The sequence below is a fragment of the Mucilaginibacter sp. NFR10 genome (genome assembly GCF_900100445.1).
Lineage (GTDB): Bacteria > Bacteroidota > Bacteroidia > Sphingobacteriales > Sphingobacteriaceae > Mucilaginibacter > Mucilaginibacter rubeus.
The window spans coordinates 973,304-993,344 of the sequence record NZ_FMTV01000001.1 but is presented as its reverse complement, the minus strand read 5'-3'; the positions used below and the strand labels follow the sequence as shown (position 1 = coordinate 993,344).

The 20,041-nt window shown below is 44.4% G+C and carries 12 protein-coding genes; 1 reads left to right on the top strand and 11 read right to left on the bottom strand.

Annotated elements, in window-relative coordinates:
* Window positions 1-117 precede the first annotated feature (117 nt).
* Window positions 118-456, top strand: a complete 339-nt coding sequence (locus tag BLP33_RS04170) for a hypothetical protein (RefSeq protein WP_090525155.1) — start codon at window positions 118-120, stop codon at window positions 454-456.
* 108 nt (window positions 457-564) lie between these two features.
* Here the strand turns inward: BLP33_RS04170 and BLP33_RS04165 are convergent, their stop codons facing one another.
* The 11 genes from BLP33_RS04165 to BLP33_RS04115 all read right to left on the bottom strand — a co-directional run bounded on the left by BLP33_RS04165 (window position 565) and on the right by BLP33_RS04115 (window position 19,947).
* Window positions 565-2,172, bottom strand: coding sequence for an arylsulfatase (locus BLP33_RS04165; protein WP_090525153.1), 1,608 nt, complete (start codon window positions 2,170-2,172; stop codon window positions 565-567).
* 19 nt (window positions 2,173-2,191) lie between these two features.
* Window positions 2,192-4,660, bottom strand: coding sequence for a glycoside hydrolase family 31 protein (locus BLP33_RS04160; RefSeq protein WP_090525151.1), 2,469 nt, complete (start codon window positions 4,658-4,660; stop codon window positions 2,192-2,194).
* Window positions 4,660-5,805 (bottom strand): glycoside hydrolase family 88/105 protein, encoded by a 1,146-nt coding sequence (locus BLP33_RS04155; RefSeq protein ID WP_090525149.1) that lies wholly within the window; start codon window positions 5,803-5,805, stop codon window positions 4,660-4,662. The genes BLP33_RS04160 and BLP33_RS04155 overlap by 1 nt, the downstream gene beginning before the upstream one ends.
* 43 nt (window positions 5,806-5,848) lie before the next feature.
* Window positions 5,849-7,990: a hypothetical protein gene (locus BLP33_RS04150; protein WP_090525146.1), complete on the bottom strand. Its 2,142-nt coding sequence runs from the start codon at window positions 7,988-7,990 to the stop codon at window positions 5,849-5,851.
* Between the two features lie 9 nt (window positions 7,991-7,999).
* Window positions 8,000-9,073: a glycoside hydrolase family protein gene (locus tag BLP33_RS04145; protein WP_254780055.1), complete on the bottom strand. Its 1,074-nt coding sequence runs from the start codon at window positions 9,071-9,073 to the stop codon at window positions 8,000-8,002.
* A gap of 26 nt (window positions 9,074-9,099) precedes the next feature.
* Entirely contained in the window at window positions 9,100-9,906 is an 807-nt protein-coding gene (locus BLP33_RS04140; RefSeq protein WP_090525143.1) for a rhamnogalacturonan acetylesterase, read from the bottom strand.
* Window positions 9,907-9,918: 12 nt separating this feature from the next.
* Window positions 9,919-10,686, bottom strand: a complete 768-nt coding sequence (locus BLP33_RS04135) for a rhamnogalacturonan acetylesterase (protein ID WP_090525141.1) — start codon at window positions 10,684-10,686, stop codon at window positions 9,919-9,921.
* Window position 10,687: 1 nt separating this feature from the next.
* Window positions 10,688-13,621, bottom strand: a complete 2,934-nt coding sequence (locus BLP33_RS04130; RefSeq protein WP_254780054.1) for an exo-beta-1,4-galactosidase — start codon at window positions 13,619-13,621, stop codon at window positions 10,688-10,690.
* A complete protein-coding gene (locus BLP33_RS04125; RefSeq protein WP_090525140.1) occupies window positions 13,602-15,011 on the bottom strand; it encodes a glycoside hydrolase family 28 protein in 1,410 nt (469 codons plus the stop codon). Before BLP33_RS04125 ends, BLP33_RS04130 begins: the two co-directional genes overlap by 20 nt.
* 177 nt (window positions 15,012-15,188) lie before the next feature.
* Complete coding sequence (locus BLP33_RS04120) at window positions 15,189-16,712, bottom strand: RagB/SusD family nutrient uptake outer membrane protein (RefSeq protein ID WP_090526198.1); 1,524 nt, start codon at window positions 16,710-16,712, stop codon at window positions 15,189-15,191.
* A gap of 19 nt (window positions 16,713-16,731) precedes the next feature.
* On the bottom strand, window positions 16,732-19,947 hold the full coding sequence (locus tag BLP33_RS04115; protein ID WP_090525138.1) for a SusC/RagA family TonB-linked outer membrane protein: 3,216 nt from the start codon (window positions 19,945-19,947) through the stop codon (window positions 16,732-16,734).
* Between the last annotated feature and the right edge of the window lie 94 nt (window positions 19,948-20,041).

Below are 20,041 nucleotides of genomic sequence, written 5' to 3'. Positions count from 1 at the left end.
TCGGTAAGCGGGTCGATTCACAAAAGATTATTCAAATGCAGAAAAATAAGGCTTGCATAAATAAAGTTTATAATTTAACTTTGAATAACAAAGTACTTTTAAGTATCAATATAAGCCATGACAGAAACGAGACAATTTACAACAAGACCTTTTTTTACCGACGCTTTGGGAAAGCGTATGTTAACAGGCGCAGGTATCGGTTTATTGATGATCAGCTTTTTTGTGATCAGTGCCGGTAAGGGTAACCCTGCCTGGAATGAGTACTGGCGGGTGAAACCCCTCCTGTTAACTCCTTTTTTAGGTGCGTTGATTGGCGCCTGCTACGATTTAACAGAGCCGCTTCGCCGCCTTGACGGTTGGTTCGGGCGATTGTTCCTTGTGTTGAGTTTTGTGGGTTATTTCATCGGCTTGTGGATGGCCCTTATATTGGGCCTTAACGGTACTATGTGGAATTGATCTGAAACATTAGCATTGGTAAAAGCTGGAAGCGGAATGCACAAAGCTTAAAGGCTAATTTATAGCTACTATGTTGTTGCCCCATAAGCAAATGATTAATACTATTAATTATTCGCCTTTCGCTTTTGCTAATTTATCAAACTCCACCACTCCTGCCCTGGTGGCCCATGCCTTATACATTGCTTCAAGCTCGGCTACTTTTTGAGGATATCGTGCACTCAGGTCATTTAATTCGGAACGGTCGGTGCTGATATTATAGAGTTCCCATTTATTTTCGGGGCGTTGCGATACCAGTTTCCAGTCGCCCTGCCTTACAGCACGGTTACCTTCATGTTCAAAAAACAATCCGTTATGCCCCTGCCACTTCTGGCCTTTAAATACCGGCACCAGGCTTATCCCCTCCGTGGGTGTAATGTTATTGCCATGATAAACTTTAGGATAAGTTGCACCGGCCAGATCAAGGCAGGTTACCATCAGATCAATAATATGAGCAGGCTTATTGACTATAGAACCCGGCTTAATCACATCGGGAAAATAAGCTATAAAAGGGGTAGCTGTCCCCCCTTCATATTCCCAGTGTTTAAATAAGCGGAAAGGTGTGTCGCTTACATTAGCCCCCAATGACCCGTATGATGTAAAAGATGTTGAGTCACTTGCAGGCTTACTGTTTGCAGCCAGTACCTCGGGGGTAAAACCCGGCCCCGAGATAGTTTCATTACTGGCGCCATTATCTGACAAGAACATGATCAATGTATTTTTATCCTCCCCAAGCTCCTGAAGTTTTTTCCTGATCCGGCCTATGTTCTGATCCATCCGGTCGACCATCGCAGCATATACAGCCATTTTGGTATCAAACTGCTCTTTTTCTTCCGGGGTGAGACTATCCCATTCCGGTACGCTCTTATCCTTTGGCGAAAGTTTTTCATCCTTAGCGATGATCCCTAATTGCTTTTGACGTTCGAGCCGCTCCTGCCTGAGCTTATCCCAACCTTTCAGGTATTTGCCTTTGTATTTAGCAATATCTTGGGGCAGTGCCTGAATTGGCCAGTGCGGACTGGTAAAAGCCATGTACAAAAAGAATGGCTTGCCCGTGCCGTTATTCCCCTCAATAAATTTAAGGGCATAATCGGCATAAGCATTGGTTGAATACCAGTTTGGCCCTGGTGTGTATTCCTTATCATCTAAAGCGATGGTAAGTTTTTGATTAGGGCGATAAGGCATTGTTGGATTAAAATAACTGCTTGCGCCATCTATCAAACCAAAGTAATGATCAAATCCGCGTTTAACTGGCCAGTGCGAAGGGTCTGTCCCCACATGCCATTTACCAGCCATCAATGTATTATATCCGCTTTGTTGAAGTGCCTCGGCTATTGTTACGCAGTTCTGGTTGAGATACCCCTGATAAGCCGGCACATCGCGATGGTTTACCATATCGCCCACTCCTGCCTGATGCTGATAAAGGCCGGTGAGTAACGATGCCCGGGTTGGACAACAGCGCGACGCATTGTAAAATTGTGTCATGCGCAAACCGCCTTTGGCCATCGCATCAAGATTGGGCGTTTGGGTTTCAGAGCCGAAACAGCCGATATCCGAGTAACCCATATCATCAGCCAGGATAATAATGATGTTTGGACGCTTAGCTGGTTGCTTATCCTGGGCAAATATTGGATTGCTTGCTACTGCAAAAAGAAAGATGGTTTGAAGGAACTTTTTCATAGGAGACGATTATCGCAATCTATTTAAAATTAAGGGTAATATCATCCCTGTTACTATGGGATGTTTTTATCCAAAGCAAATGATTGATTTTATCATAATACCAGCCAGCTGTTTTGTCTAATGCGTCAACATTATCAGCCGCTTTCAATGTTTCATTATTTTCTATTATTGAAGATGGAGCGCTATCATAGGCCCAATGTATTTTTGTCAAATAAGTATGCAGCGCCGGGGCAAAGTTACCTACGGGCTTTTTAATTTGTAGTTGCCCGCCACCGGCAGTATTGGCTACAGCAATTTGGGTGATTGCCTTATCTCCCTGCTGATATTTTAAACTGATGCCATCATCTTCATAAAGCTTAAACTCAGATGCCTGGCCTAAAAACACGTCCAGCGTAATTATATCTACCAGTTTTTCATCCATGTATTTCATGGCCGGCTGCATTGGGATAATACTTCCTGCTTTTACAAAAATGGGTAGATGATCTGGAGGGGTCAGGATATGGATATATTGCTTTCCGGTATATTTTATGCCCGTCCAATAATCAAACCAAATCCCCTTTGGTAAGTAAACAGTACGTGTTTGCGCGCCCTTTACAGTTACCGGGCAAACCATCAAATTATCACCAAACAGGTATTGATCGGCTACATTATAGGTATTGGGATCGTCCTGGTATTCCAGCACCAAAGCACGCATGAGTGGCATACCGGTTTGATATTGTGTATATGCGTTACTGTAGATATAGGGGATCAGCCTGTAACGGAGATCGTCGTATTTTTTAAAGTTGGCTAAAGCTTCGGCCCCATAGTTCCAGGGCTCTTTATAACCCGGATGGTCCATGCCAAAAACCATAGCCACCGGGCTGAACATGCCAAACTGTACCCAACGCATGTACAACTCAGGATCGGCCGCATGTTCAAAACCGCCCATGCAATGTGCCCAATATCCAACGCCCGACATGCCAATATTTAATCCGGCTTTTATAACCGGCGCAAAGTATTGCCATTCGCTTGGCCAGTCGCCTGCAAAAATGAACGGGTAACGCTGGATGCCGGAATAACCTTCGCGCGTTTGGTTTAAACCACGAATGCCATTGTATTGCTGAAATTTCAAATATGGTGCTTTAGCATATGCAATAGGGAATACATTATGAAGTTGTGCCACTTCTCTACCAGTAGGGCCGACTTTTTCACTTTCATTGGCTAATGAACCAAAGGCACTGCCTTCATCCGTTTTCAGGAATTTAGCACCAATGGAGGCAACTTTCATAACGCCATTATCCCACCACCAGTTTGCAGCCTGCTGATCAAAAAAATTTACAAACTCGCCGGGCTTACCATTTTCCGGGTACGTAAAACCTTTGGCCCGTGCCTGGTCAAGCAGATTCAGGTTGTTGGCATTATCAAACCTCGGGCGAATATGCAGCCCCACCATTTTAAAATTCATGGCATACAGGCTATCAAACATGGCCTTGGGATCTTTAAATGTTTCGCGCCATTCAAAGGTTGTAGCTCCCTTACCCCCCTTTTTACCAAACAGGCGCCAGGTTGAATCAAGGAAAAGGATATCAACCGGGATACCCATCTCGCGCATTTTACGGGCCAGTTCTATTACATACCTATCCGAAGTAAGTTCCTCATGGCCCCAGGTGCCGCCGCTATAAGTGCCCATATGCAAACCGAATGCAAACCTCGGCAACAAAGGCGATTTACCTGTAATGCTTAAATAACTGTTTAAAATTACCGGGAACGTTGGACCGTAAATAAAGTAATAATCCAGTTCGCCATCATTTGCTTTAAAGCTGTATTCATCATCAGTTTTGCTACCCATATCCCATTCGGTAGCCGATGAATTGTGCAGATATATGCCATATCCCTTGGTGCTCATAAAAAATGGCACAGGGCAATAATTGGCCTCGTTGATGTTATAGGCACCAAGCAAGTTGTTTTTGCTTTTGCCCCTACCTACATTGAGCTTTACCAGTTTGTTACGCTGGTCGGTAAAATCCATACGCTCACCAAAGCCAAAGAAATGCTCATCGGGTAACAAGTCTTTGGTACACATCACGGTATCGCCGATGTGATGCAAACCGCCATTTTTTTTACTATCAGGCACATACTCCGATGACAACATCACGCCCTTACTATCAGCCACATTGATTATAAACGGTGATTTAAGTACCGTAATAATCAAGGCCGATGTTTGGATTATGTATGCCGATTTAGCATCAGTTATTTTATAATCAACAGCGGGCCATGTGTAGTTTTCCTGCATTAAATGCTCATCCGGCGCAAATTTGCGGCTCCAGCTGGCCCTTACCCGAAACATGGATGCGGAGCATAACTCAATTTTAACATCGCCGTTGGCATTATTGAACAACAAGGTATTGCCATCCTTTTTATATCCGGATTTATTGCTGCCAATACCCGTTTGCGCAAAGGCAGCCACCCCGATTAAAACAAAAGCTAAAAACAAGAGTATCGTTTTCATTACTTGCTCAATTTATAAACTTCGCTGCCGGCCAGCAGGAAACATCCCAAACCATAATCTTCAAAATCGGGCACATTATTGTACCCTACCGGCTGTCCGTCTTTTGGCTCTTTACCTGTTCCCTGTACAAAGCCAAGCATACCATCCGGATGCAGGCACTCTTTGACCATGGCATTCCATGCTTTAAAAACTATTGGCAAATAGGTTTTCTTTTTCAAGATGCCATGATTGATCCCCCAGGCCATGCCGTAAGTAAATAAAGCCGTGCCCGATAGTTCCTTCCCGCCAAAATTGGTCGAATCTTTCAGGCTTACGTTCCAGTAGCCATCAGCACGTTGCAAGGGAACCAAAGCCTCAATCATTTCTTTATATACCGATAAATACTCCTTGCGGTGAGGTGCGTTTTTAGGCATAACTTCTAACACGCGCAGCATGGCAGCCACTACCCAACCATTCCCACGCGACCAGTAGCAATCCGCTCCGTTAGGTTCTTTGTATGGTGGTACAAAGTCTTTATCACGCCACCAAAGGTGATCGGCAGTGTTATACAATCCTTTGCCACCGTGAACGGTTTTAGAGTAATTGTAGATGTCGAACATCTTTTCATAATACTTATTGTCGTTATACACCGCGCCAAGCCTGGCATATACCGGCATAGCCATTTGCAGCGCATCTATCCAGTTCCAGTCGTCCTTTTTTTCGCTGTTTACCATCTGGTCGATGCTTTGCTTTATTTTTTCAATCCGTTCGGGCTTTTTATCTATCAGGTAAAGATCAATATAGGTTTGCCCGCAGCATTGATTATCGGCATTACGGGTATCAACAGCCCCGCGGGGGCTCCACTGATGTTTTTCGCCCCAATCAACCGCATAATCATAGTATTTTTTTTGAGGATCGATTTTATACATCGCCATCAGCCCTTCGTAATAAACAGCCCTCGTCCACAAATTACTGGTACGGGTTACATTTTTTACGGTAACAGATGCTCCCGGATCGGGCCATTTCTGCATAAAATAATTATTGGCCAGGGTCATACCGGCCAACACCTCTGTTTTTGCAGGCTGTTGGGCATATGCACTACCTATTATACCCATAACAGCGCATGTGCTTAATACCGTTTTTATTGTAAGCAATAATTTATTCATATCGTAGATTTTATATATCCATTCTAAAAAGACACGTTAAACATTAAGGCATTTTCCTGAGCCCTTCCCACCTTACTTTCCACTTCCCATTCTTTGGGAAACCGGGATTTACAGTGGTTGAGCCATCCCAGCCGGCACACATCATGGCTACAGCGGCCAGTAAACCACCGTTGCCAGGCAGATACATGCGTAATCGCCCGTCCTGGTAATTGTGGCCGTTAGCTAAGTAAGTATTGGTTTTTATGGGCATAAATAAAGCATCGATGGCTTTATCAGGCATATTTAAGCGGGCTGCAGTCATGGCAGTCATCGGGAAATCCCAGCCCCAGGTATCCTTCCAATCCCATACGTCCCAAACCAGGTTAAAGGTTTTCTTCATTACCGTGGTATCCAGTTTATCATTATAGGGCAGCATACCATAGGCTGCTAATACTGCCGGATGATCTGTTTTTAATTTAGGGTTTGTATAGGCGTTGGGCGAACTTTCAGCAGCGAGATAAACGCCATCTTTTTGAGGCAGCGGGGCCAATTTATCCAGGATTTGGGCATACTTTTTATCCGGCTGCAGGCCCAGGCGCTTGCGCCATAGCTGAGCGGTATTTAAAGCCCAGCGCCAGTATTGCAACTCATAGGTTGGATTATATGTTTCTTCGGGCTTGTAACGTTCCTGCGCCAGGATAATTCCTTTGCCTAAATTATACCGGTCATGCTCCTTATCATAAGTTGGAAATGAGGCCATAAAATCAGCGTCAGCCAATACAAGATCTTTATACTTATCCAGCGTTTGCTTATTCGGATGGGCACGATAATCCAGTTCGGCAAAATAAATAAAATGAGGCTGCTGCCAGATCAGGAATGCCCCTACCGATGATGGGCTTTCATTGCCATCTGGGTCGGTCATTTTTTGCCAGCGGACGCCATCATATCCTTGTCTTTGAGCAATAGCACGGGCATTGGCTTTTACATGATGGTACCAACCCAGACTATTTTCGAGCAGTTGCTCCCTGCCCCATAGTGCAAAATGAATCCCGTGCCACCAATGCATCTCCAGGTGGGGCTTACCATACCAGCTATTATACGTTAAACCTGTTTCCTGTGGGGGCTGATGACCAGAACATTGTATTTTGGTAAGATATTGAGACAGTATTACCCTGCGTTCCAGTTCTTTTGCCCGGGGATCGGTACTACCACTAAAATCAACCGCACCGCCGCTTTGCCAAAAGGCCTTCCATTGCTGAATGCTGTTTGTTTGCGTTTGGGAAAACCCGGGTAAAAGTGTTGTTGTTTTCTTAGGGCTAAACAAACAGGTAAATGTTAATTCATTGGTTTTGCCCTGCGGTGATAATACAAACTGATGAACAGCGATATTTTTAAGCGATGCTGCCCCATCCCAGGCGAGGCGTACAAAATACTGGTTAGTATCTAAACGATGAATGATGGCTGCCTGGCTGGCACCGGAACCAACAATTGCCGAATAGTGTTCTTGCGGATTTTTCCAATTGTCGCCATAATCGGCAAACTGATTGGAGGGGAAAGGAAAACGCAGCCTTACTTTAAGCCTGCCCTGCGCTAACAATGGCGATTGGACTTTCACCGCTACCAGGTCCTGATCCTGGTGCGCGTAGGTTTGAACCTTTACGGGCTCACCATCAAATGTAAAAGAGCTGCTAATAGCGCCCGTCCATAAATCAAGTTCCTGCCGGATATTTTGGATCTCGGTTATCTGTGCCTCGCTCCCATCCTTATGCAATAACACAAAGCCAAGATTGCCCAATTGCAGGCGATGTACATTTTCCCTAAACCAGTTAGCAGCATTCCTGTTACGGCCAGGCTGGTTCCATTGTACCGAGTAGCTTACGTTGCGGCCATTGAGCATATAGGTTTTTAATGTTTCATCAAACTTGTAGCCTGCGGTATCTTTAAAGCTGTGCCAACCCCACTCAGATTGTGTGCCTAATGGAATGCCTTTATCATAATGTTCAGGAAAGGTTTGTAAGCCTGTAGCGTCAACCGTAAAAGCAAAACGACCATTACCGACAGACAGGGAAGAAAGCGTGTCGGTGCCATTATTTATTACATTGTGCCTTTGCACCAAAGCCTTACGGTCTATTTTATTTTGCGCCCTCAATAAAACCGGCCAAACAACAGCAAATAATGCAAAATATACAGGCAGTAGTTTTTTCATATCACGGTGTTATGAATTTATTTTAAATATGAATGGCGATGCTGTCATGTATTTACCGCCCTGCGAGGTAGTAAACATGTAAGTGGGTTTACCATCTTGAAATAAAAGCTGGGGCCTTTCAAACCTGCCGTATTTGTTCAAATATTTCGGTGGCGGTGGTTGATTGATATGGTAATAATCGGCGTTAAAATAGCCTATCTCCGGCTCGTTCCATTTCTTGCCGGTTTTTGATTCCATGTACAAACCATACTGGTGATTAAATACACCCATGTCCCGGGCAAGCATTTTAAAGCGGCCCTTATCAAGCCAAACACAAGCATCCTCCAACTGGGCATTATTGCCCCGTCCCGAAAAATCTATAACCGGGTTACCGTCATATTTTATGTAAGGGCCTTCCAGTTTATCGGAAATAGCCAAACCATATTTACGATTCCCTTTTACCAGCGGGTCGGTGGATGTTTCATATTCTTTGGTGTTCCATGATTTATAAAATAGCCAGTACTGCCCGTTGGGATGCTTAACAAATGCCGGATTGGTTGTACAATGATCGTCCCATGCCCCTTCGGGTCCGGGCAAAAGCAGTGGTTCATCCGGCCGCGTCCATGGGCCATCAAGAGAATCAGCCATGGCCAACCCTATCCGTTTTGTATTGGTTTTACCGTTGGAATTACCCATAAAAAACAGGCAATATTTACCATCGACTACTTTTATCGACGGGTTATGACAGGTAGTAGCATCCCAATAATCCGGCCCCCGCGGGGCAAGGATTGTTCCCAGAAATCTAAACTCGCTTTCCGGTGTATCTGCCACGGCATGGCATATCTCGGATCCATTGATCCATCCGCCCATTTTCTTTGAAGCAACCCACCTCGAAAAAAACACATGGATCCGGCCATCGGGCCCCTCAATAGGGCTATTGCACCAAACGTAATAACCATCCATTTCCAACGCACGGCCAACAGGCCTTAGCTTTTTGGCAAATGCCGAAATATGATCATCCGTATCACCAAAGGCCAAACTTGGCAATAACGCCATTGCCGAAACCATGCTTAACTGTTCAATAAAATCTCTTCTTTTCATCATCCAAACACAATTATTTACGGAACCTATTACTTTAGATATTTATTGAGCGCCAACTGATTGAATGAACGAATGCCCTGAATAACCATGCTGGCATTTAGCTGCGCACCCGGCTCAAGCGTATGCGTGCCATCAGTGCCGAAATAGGTTGATTTAACTTTCGCTTCGCCTTCATGGTCATAATCATCGGCAATTAGTTTGTTTAGGTCGATAAAAAAAGTCCCGGTTTGTTCGCCCAACTCACGTGCCCATTGCCCATAGCTGTTTTCATTATTGCGGCCTGCAGATTTGCCATCTTTCCAGACATTACGAGGTATTGGCGAACAGATGATAGGTGTTGCCCCCTTCGCTTTAATATCCGCAATAAATTTGCGCATGTACCAGCCATAGGTATGTACCACCTCTTTTACTTTCCTTATCGGGTTATATATTTCCTGTTGTTCGTCGCCAATACCTTTGATAGTTCCGCGGGCCCGGGCTGTATCATCCAGCGCACCGGCGTCATTGTGGCCAAACTGCATAATCACAAAATCGCCGGGTTTGATTTTAACCAGTACCTTATCCCACAAGCCCATAGTTTGGAAGGTGCGGCTGCTGGTGCCGCCAAGTGCGTCATTTTCGACCGATATTTTTGTTGTATCAAAATAAGGGGCTATGTAATTTCCCCATCCCCATAAACCACCATCGCCTTTGCCCTTACCATTTTTTACGGTCGAATCGCCTATCAGGTAAAAGGTTGGCTTATCAACCGGTTTCATCAGCATAAAAGAAGATAACAGCATAACCAGGACAAGCAGTAAGCTTAAGCCGGCATTTGTACGCAACCTATTTTTCATAGCAGCTAAAATTTAGTTTTTAAGATATTTATTCAGAGGGTTTGCAGGGTTGGCTTTAATGCCATCAACTACCGATTCAGCATTTACAGTAGCGCCCATCTTGTTAGTGTGGGTATGATCTCCGGGGAAAAATTTCTTAACCGAATCGGCTCCCCATTGATCATATTTATCGGCTGTGATACGGTTCATATCAATGAAGATGACACTTTCCTGCTGTGCCACTTCCTGTGCCCATTTACCATAATCGTTATCGGCACGAATAACTTTGCCATCACGAAACTCATTCCGGGGGATCATGGATAGTACAATAGGCGTTGCACCTTTAGCTTTGGTATCCCTTATAAATTTGTGAAAATACCAACCATAGGTATGTACAGTTTCTTTAGTACCGTTAGGCCAGGTAAGCTCTACAGTTTCATTACCGGTGCCTTTTAATACCCCACGATACCCGGCTTTGGTAGTATCGGGTTTACTGCCTTCATTATGGCCGAATACCATCATCACATAATCGCCCGGCTTTAAAAGCGAATCAACCTTGTTCCACCGGCCTTCTTTGATAAAAGTGCGTGTACTGCGACCGGCCATGGCATGGTTTTCAATATTGATCTTCGACAGATCGAAATAGTATGGGATAATGCTCCCCCAGCCCCATGTTTCTTTATCGTTGTTATGCGTAGTGGAATCGCCAATTAAATAAATGGTTGGCTTTTGCTGATTGATAAAAGCCAGGCCCACAAAGGCTATTATTAATAAAGCTAAAACCGGTTTCAATACTTTCATACTATTTTTTTATGTTTTTAGGCTTCAGTTCATCGGGTGCGCCATTGGTATAGGATATGAACACCTCTTTTGAAGCCGTTTTGAAAAGATCATCAACAGTTTCCATCGAAATGCTGTCAGCAGGTTTAAACTGCGGTGACGACATATATTTTAAAATGCTGTAATATAATTGCTTTGCCGCCGGTCTGTCGTCGCCGGTTGCCGGCGAAAGATCGGCACTGCTTACCATCAGGCTGCCCTTACCTATCCTTGCTTCAAAGAGCAACGCTAAACGGCGGTTCATAAACCAGGTATCAATAGGCTGAACAATAGGGCGAAATGTTGCCGGGAAATCTTCCAGGTGCATGACCTGCGCATTCGAGAGGATATCCCACCACTGTATTTCACTGTACCCAGATGTAGGGAAATCATTAAATGCAGGATGTTTGGGATCGCACACAAAACCCAGCGTATGCGGAGGGCGCATTTTAAACCAGGAGGTATTCCAGAAAACAGGAGTAAATGATTGTATAATTTCCTTGCCCTTTATTACCTTACCCGAGGCATTCAGAAATACTTTGCCGCCATTATTGAGTACCTCTTTGGCCTTATCATCCAGCGAAGTAGTATAATACACATCGGTTTTCACAGCAGGCAAGTTTGCGGGATACACCCAAAAATCCCAGTCGTTTACATATTGAGTGTTAGGCACGGCTACTTCAAGGTTCAGTTTTACCGGCGATTTTATTTTTGATAAAGCGACATTGATCACTCCTGCCTGCTGACAGTTCCCCATTACATAGCTTTTTTTATCCAGCACACCCTCGCTGATCACTTTATGCTGAGCATCGGTTAATTTCCAGTTAAGCGTAGTTGCCATAGGCTTGCTATAGTTAAACAGCTCAACCTGCGCCTTTAGCGTTTCACTGTTTTGATAAACAAACTTTTCCGTACAGATAAGTGGTACGGTGGAATTGCAAAACCGGGCAAACTGCTTTGCTGTGATGTATCCCTTACTATCCCAAAAGGCATTAAGCACTCCAACTAAGGCAGTACCCTGACCCGGATAGTCATTTAACGAAAGCAACTGAAATCCCGAATATCCGGGCGTACGCATGGCTTTTTCAATTTCATGTTTGTAGCATAAAGCCTGTAATTTTCCCGAAGCCATCAGGAACTTCTCGGCCTCATCGGCCATGCCATGATCTTTAAGGTCTTCCTGAAAAAGTTCAAAGTTTTTGGCTTTATAGATTCCCGTATACTTTTTGATTTCTTTAAAATCGGGGAAGGCGCAATACTGGCCCATTTCGTGAGCTACAAAGGGCACATTAAACTGGGCTATCTGTTTGCTATAATCCGAATAACTTTCGGGCCGCTGGTTCCAGGCCAGGCCGCGCGCACCGGCACGGGCCATGTATTCGTTATTAGGGATCACCGGCCAGCTGCTGCCTACCGCCGCCCCTGTGTAAAGCCTGCGCGGATCTTTGGCTTTCCAGTAATCAACAAATTTGGTAAGGTATTCTACTTGTTTACCGCTTGGCTCATTACCATAAGCCATCATGCAAAATGATGGATGGTTACCGTACCATTTAACCATGCGGTTTGTTTCGTCATAAATATATTGGTCAATCGGTCGGCCCAAACCTAAGCCACTGCCATGGTTTGCCCATGACGGCCCTTCCACATGCAAGTAGAAGCCGGCTTTATCAGCTGCATCGAAAGCAGCCTCAGGCGGGCACCAGGAGTGAAACCGCATGTGGTTAAGCCCGTGTTCCCTGCAAATCTTAAAGATCCGGTCCCATTCTGCTTCGGTAGTAGGCGGATAACCGGTAAGCGGGAACTCACAGTTATTCACCGTACCACGCAGAAAAACGGGTTTGCCATTTATGGTAAATGTTTTACCATCGGCTTTAAACTCGTGCATGCCAAAATTAACCTCTCTGGTATCTGTTGATCCATCCGCAATATGCAGCGTTGCTGTAAGCCGGTATAAAACCGGATTAAATTCATCCCATGTCTGCATTTTTACGCCCATCGGCAAGTCAATCGTTAACTCTGCCATACTATCTTTGACAGCAACTGGTTTGCTTACAGTAGGTATCAGCTGGGAAACCGGGCTATTAAATGCTTGGGCCGAAAGTGAGATGTTACCGTTAGCAGCTCTGCGTCCAGTTTTAATCCGTACTTTGATATGGGTTGTTTTTTGTTTCAGGTCAGGGTAAACCTGGATCTCATCCAGCCAGGTCTGGCTTCCGGCCCTCAACTCCATCTTGCCGATCACCCCATTCCAGTTGCCCTGCGTATGATCAGTTATGCTATGAGAATCGGGCCCTACATTAATGGTCTTAATGCGATTATCAATACATAATGTAATTTGATGTTTTCCGGGCGATAACTGATCCCCAAGATCATATTGATGCGGTGCCACCAGGCTGTTTTGCATCCCAAATTCAGTGTTATCAACCCATAACCTGGTTTCGGTATGTGCCCTTTCCAGGAAAAGCACAAGGTGTTTGCTTTTCCAATCCGCCGGGATAATTACTTCTTTTTTATACCATGCCGCCCCTGTGTAATGTTTTGGCGGTGTAAGCCAGAAAGGTATTTTCAGATTGCCGGGAACCCGGTACTTAGCTAAACGCGGATTATAAAACCAGGAGCTGTCATAAATACTTCCTGTCCATTTTGTTTTAAGGGTGATATCATCACCTTTTAGGTTTTGGGTCATGGAGCCCGGCAAGTGAATAGTATCCTTTAGTGATCTTAAAAACCATTTCTCTTCAATCCCCTTATCAGCCGGATCCATCTGAAACTGCCAACGACCTGCCAGCGAAATAACATTGCCATTTTTCTGTGCCGGAGGGACTGACCATGCACAAAAAAGCATTCCCAAACCCGTACCCACGCAAATAAGGATTCGCTTTAAAAGCTTGTATTTATTATTGACCAGCTCCGGCATCAGTTAAATTAAGTTTAGTATTGTCCTGAGTAACTATCTGTGAGTTTTTCCACTCCCATCCTTCTGCAAACTGCACATCGCCAGCTGTGCCCGACGCTATATTAACCCCATCAAAATGAAAATTTTGCATGGTTGATTCTTTAAGCCCAATAGCATTAATGGCCTTTTTAGCGCCGGTAACTTTAATATTTGAAATATAAACATCCTTAAAGTGCGGGATCCCTTTTTTCGCGGGCTCCACTTTATGCAGGATCTTTTTCCAATGGTCGGGCAGCGTTGCCTCATTATAACCATCGGGCAGGTTAGAATAACTATAGGTTGGGTTCCAATTCATGGTGATTTGAAAAGCCGTGCCCACGCCATTCATGGTTATGTTGGTAAAGTGGATATCTTCCACCGTGCCGCCACGCGTAATGGCAGACTTAATGTTTAACCCATTACTGGTTCCGTTACCTATCAGATCGGTGGCAAGCACATGCCTGATCCCCCCCGATGTTTCACTGCCGCAGGTAAGCAACCCTGCCCCCGCCCTTGATACACATTTGCGGATCACCACATATTCGGTTGGTTTATTTACCCTCAGCCCATCCCAATCCCTGCCGGCTTTAAGGCAAAAATCATCGTCGTTACAGTCAATATCGCAGTTTTGCACCAGGATCCAGCTGGACGAATCTATGTCTATCCCATCTGTCGATGGCCCATGCCCATCAACGTTATTGCGGATGGTGATGCCATCAACAGTAACATGATCCGAATAAAGCAACTGCACCGTCCAGAACCCTGCCTGTTGCAACGTAATATTTTTAATGGTAACATCTGCCGAATTGGAAACCAGCAACGTACGCGGACGTTTGGCGTCGTAATCAACTATCCAGCGTAAACCTTTGGGGTCATATTCAGCCCGCATTTTGCGGTAGAGATCCCAAAACGGCTTACCCTGTGCGTTAACCAATCCTTTCCCGGTAATTGCCACATTGGTTTGCCCGGCTATGTTGATCAACGCGGCAGGCCACTTCATTTCGATACCTGCCACGCGGGTATCAATTTCGGGATAATCTTTTAAATCCTGGCTACCCAACAACTCTACTCCCTCATCAATATTCAGATAAACATTATTCTTTAAAAAAATGGAGCCTGTTAAATATTTACCGGGTTTAAATGAAACTGTACCACCTCCTTTAGCCGAGCATTGGTCAATAGTTTTTTGTATGGCGGCTGTATTTACGGTGTTGCCATCGTTAGCCGCACCATTATCATTAACATACCACACTGCTGTTTTTTGCGACGCATGCCTGGCCCCAACTTTTTTTGCCCAGTCAAGCTTAGTTTGCCCGTTTACGGCATTTGCGGTAATAACTATCAGAAGAAAAGAATAACGTAATAATTTCATAGGCAGCGTTAAGTTAATAGTACTAAGTCTTAAGTGAAAAAGTTAAGCTCATTTTTTGACTTGGAACTTAAGACTTTCGACCAATGACTACATCGGGTTATTCTCTAAATGGTTTACCCTCCGAAAACCCGAAGGATAAACCATTTTATGATGATCAGGATAATTCATTCACCGAAATCAATACCCCGGATTTTGTGAATATAAGCCCGGTGCCGCATCCAATTGTGTTTGTGGTACAGGGTAAATAACATAATTAGCAATAACCGGCTTTATCGCTTTCTGAGCATCTTCTTTGGCAATCCAGCTATTCATAATAGTTAAAAGGTTACCACTTCTTTGCAGATCGAACCAGCGCGAACCTTCATCGGCAAACTCCCTGCGGCGCTCATCAAACAACTGTGCCAGCGTTACACCTGTTACCGGCGGTAAGCCGGCCCTTGTACGTACCTGGTTGACAATAGCGTCAACATCAGCCTGGGATCCGCCGGTTGCGCCATTCAAAATACATTCGGCTTTAAGCATTAAAACATCGGTATACCTGATGGCAATAAAGTTAATTCCCCAGTCAAACCGGCTTGCGGTTGGGATTTTAGTTATATCAAGCCATTTTTTAAAGAACGGGCGATTTTCTGTGCTGCCCGCATTGGTGTAACCCGCGGTATATATCGTAAATGCCTTTCTTACGTCGGCGGCATCATAGCTGTTGGCCAGATCATTTGATACCGGGATGATCTCCAGGCTTCCATTTGATTTGGTATCCTTAATAGATAAAAAGTAAGCATTAGGTGTAAGTACCCAGGGGTATGAAGCGCCATAAAGATCGCTTATACCGCTGATACCGCTGGTATACATCACATCAAAAATGGCTTCTTTATTAACGGCTGGGCTTTGATTGGTGTATGAAAAAATATTGCTGTAAGTAGGTTCAAAAGCAAACTTGCCGCTGCTGATAATATCCTGCAATAATGGTAAAGCCAAATTCCATTCGTTTGATCCCGTTCCAGGCCCCTCAATACCGTAATTCGGTGCCGATTTAGCCATATACACCTGTGCCAGCAAAGCTTCTGCAGCATATTTGGTGGCACGGCCTACGTCTACCCCGGTATATGTGGTGGGTAAGTTAGCTACGGCGGATTGCAGATCGGCTATAATCAGTTTGTAAACATCAGCTACAGAACTGCGGCCGATTGAATTAGCTTCAGGCGCAGTAACCGGGTGGTCAATGATTGGAAGCTTACCAAAATACCTAAGCAGATCGAAGTAATAAAATGCACGCAGAAATTTGGCTTCGGCCTGCAGCCTTGTAGCTAACGAAGCCGAACCTATGTAGCTGCCATTTTTGGCAACCTGGTCAAGCAGGGTATTAGCCCTGAAAATACCGTTAAAGTCGGTACCCCAGGCTTCGGTAACGTAAGCGTTTGCTGCTAATGATGGCGAAAAATCATTCACAGGGTCCCAGTCACGCACGGTGACAGAAACACCATAAATATTATCCGAACGGATTTCAGACATATTAGATAACCGCACCGGGTAATTGTGCAGATCGGCATAAATGGCATTGGTAGCCTGTAAAAAATCGCTTGGCGATTTGTAAAAAGTTGCTGTTGTTGAAGCGGATATAGGCACCTGGTTTAAATCCTTATTACAGGAGGCCATTAAAAATGCAGCTGTTATGGTTGATAGAAAAAATATCTTTTTCATTTTGATAATGTTGAAATAATTAAAAAGTAACATTTAACCCAAAGATCAATGACTTAGCCAACGGCAAGCCTCCGTAATCACCTGCTTCGGGATAGTTACTGTCCGAACTGATGGCTGTGTTTTGCGCCTCCGGGTTGAAACCTCCATAATATTTGTCATGCCCGAAGAAGTTTTCGGCCGTAACGTACAAGCGAGCTGCTCCTAAAACTTTGGTTTTAAAGATGTTTTTAAGATCGTACCCTAACGTGATATTTCTAACCCTCACATAATCTGAAGAGTACAACCAATCGGTATTGGCTACGAAACCAAATGTAGAATAGGCTTTGCTAACGCGGCCGGCGCCCTGGTTTTCAGGAGATCTCCAGCGGTTATCATAAAATGCAGGAGCATTATCAGTAAAGCCCTGGCCGGTACGGGTTATGGCCCTACCCAGTAAGGAATAAACAGATCCTCCATTTTGGCCCTGCACTAAAACAGTAAGGTCGAAGCCTTTCCAGCGTACAGTATTGGTAATACCCCAGGTATAATTGGGGTTGGGATGGCCAACAATTTGTTTATCGGCTTCGGTTATCACACCATCGCCGTTTAAGTCCTGATATTTCGGGTCACCAACGGTTTCACCGGTGCCGTAGGTTGCCACATGGTTATCAAGATCGGCCTGTGTAAGGAAACCGATTTGCCTTACTACATAGATACTGTTTATTGGCTGGCCTACGCGCAAAATAGCGTCTGAAACATCAAAGGAGTTTGGAATAATAATTTGTTTCTGGTTACCGTAAAGGCTTACGATTTTATTTTTGTAATGACTGATATTAATTGATGTGCTCCATTGAACCTTGCCAACCAAATTACGACTTGTCAATTCCAGCTCCTGACCAACGTTACGTACTGAACCTGCATTGCGCAGCTGGCTGCTGAAACCAGTAGATTGCAGGATAGGTACATTCAGCAATAAGTCGGTATTTAGTTTGTTATAGTAGTCAAATGAACCGGTTAAACGGTTGCTGAAAAAACCGAAGTCGAGGCCCACATCATAAGTTTGTGATTTTTCCCATTTGATATCAGGGTTCGGCAAGTTGCTTGGGGCCTGACCAATAGCCAATGCCTGGGATGAACCCAAAACATATCCGTATGGACCTATTTGTGAAATACTTCCGTAATCGGCAATACTGTTGTTACCATTTACGCCATAACTAAAACGCAGTTTCAGATCGCTCATCACAGGCAGCTTTTTCATAAAATCTTCCTGTATGATGCGCCAGCCTACAGACGCTGAAGGGAAAACGCCATATTTAGTATTGCCGCCAAATCTTGAGGAGCCATCTTCACGTATGCTTGCGGATAAAAGATACTTGTTCTTATATGCATATTGCGCGCGGCTAAAGTATGATACCAACACACTTTTTGTACTTGAGGTACTGCCAGTTACGTTGGCTGCCAAATTTAGCGTTTGAACTATACTATTGGTGTAGCCGCCTACCGACGATAATGAAGACTGATCTAAACGATCGGTATTGTAAGACTGACCTAACAATATACTCAGACTATGATTTGCGTGAATTGTAGTATTATAGGTAAGCGTGTTTTCATTAACAAAAGTTTGCCTTTTAAAGGTGCTGTATGATCCTGAAGTATTAGCTGTTAAATTAGGGTTTTTAGCAGCATCAAATGTTCTGTTAGCAAGATTACCCGCGATGGTATACGGTGTGTAGCTATTGGTAGCATTGTCCACATTATCAAGATTTAATGAGCTTCTTAATGTTAATCCCTTTATAATTTCATATTCGGCAAATATGCTGCCCAGTGTGCGGTATTTTTTGGTTTGCCCTACCTTGTTCTCCAATTTAGCAATAGGGCTGTTTGGTGAATTACCCCAGGTATATTGCCCATTTCTAAACGCATTAGGATATAAGCCTACCGTATCCTCCTGGATAGGGCTATAGCTTATGGCCTGGTGAAAAATATTGTCTTTTCCTTCTACACCAGGATCCTGCGAAATTGAATAAGTGGGTGCAATGTTTAAACCCAATTTCAGGTTTTTGGCAATACGAGCTTCCACATTGGCCCTGGCCGAGTAGGCTTTATAACCCAGGCCTTTCACAAAGCCATCCTGGTTGGCGTAGTTGCCCGAAATAAAATAATTTACAAATTCATTGCCACCGCTTGCGCTCAATGCCTGGTTTTGCATGGCACCTTTCTGCTCAATCGCTTTCTGCCAGTCGATATACTGCAGGCCGGGGTGGCCCGGCATAGCCCATCTCGGATCGAGCATATAGGCTGAGCTAAAGGCACCGCCATTCATCGCCTGGCGTGTTGCATTATCATCACTGGCAGTTGCACCCTTTGCGCCATATTTGAGTACATAGGCGGCATTGATCATTTCGGTAGCCCTGTCAATCCATTGATCGCCGTTAAGCATGGGCAAATATTTGGCTGCAGCATTGTAACCATAGTAAGCACTATAGCTAATCTTAGCCTTGCCCGATTTTCCTTTTTTTGTGGTGATCAAAACAACACCATTTGATGCCCTTGAACCATAGATAGCCGCGGCAGCTGCATCCTTTAAAACCTGGATATCTTCAATATCATTTGGGTTGATATTATCGAGCGGATTTCCTGAGCCAAAGCTACCACCGCTGCCTATTGCCGATACAGACAAAGGAAAGCCATCTATTACATACAAAGGCTCATTACCGGCACTTATGGAGCCGCTGCCGCGCACGTTAACACTAAATGCTTTACCCGGCACACCCGTTGTTTGCTTAACAGTTACACCTGCCATTTGGCCTACCAAGGCCTGGTCAACACGGGTTATAGCGCGTTCGTTCAGGTTATCGGCCTTGAAGGTAGCCTGAGAGCCGGTAACATTAGCCCGCTTTTGTGCACCGTAACCGATAACTACCACTTCGTTCAGTTGCGATTCGGTTTCCGTTAAACTAACATTGATGGTATTGTTCGTGCCTACGGTAACTTCTTTAGCATCAAAACCGATTGATTTAAATATTAATACCTCTCCTGTCGAGGCCTTAATGGCGTATTTTCCGTCAATATCAGACGTGGTACCCGATTTGGTGCCTTTTATTTGCACGGAAGCAGCCGAAACCGGCTGGTGCTTACTATCTGTAATAGTACCCGTAATGCTAAGCTTTTGTGCCAATGCACTGTTTGCCCCTGCCACATTAAAGAGCAGCAACAGCAATAGCATTTTACAAGAATAAATAAAAATTCTTTTCATAAAATCAAATTAAGGGGTTTACTGTTTGGTACAGTTTGGGTTATAATTGTATAAACGAACATAAAAGTTAATTTCAATAATACCATCCTGTAGT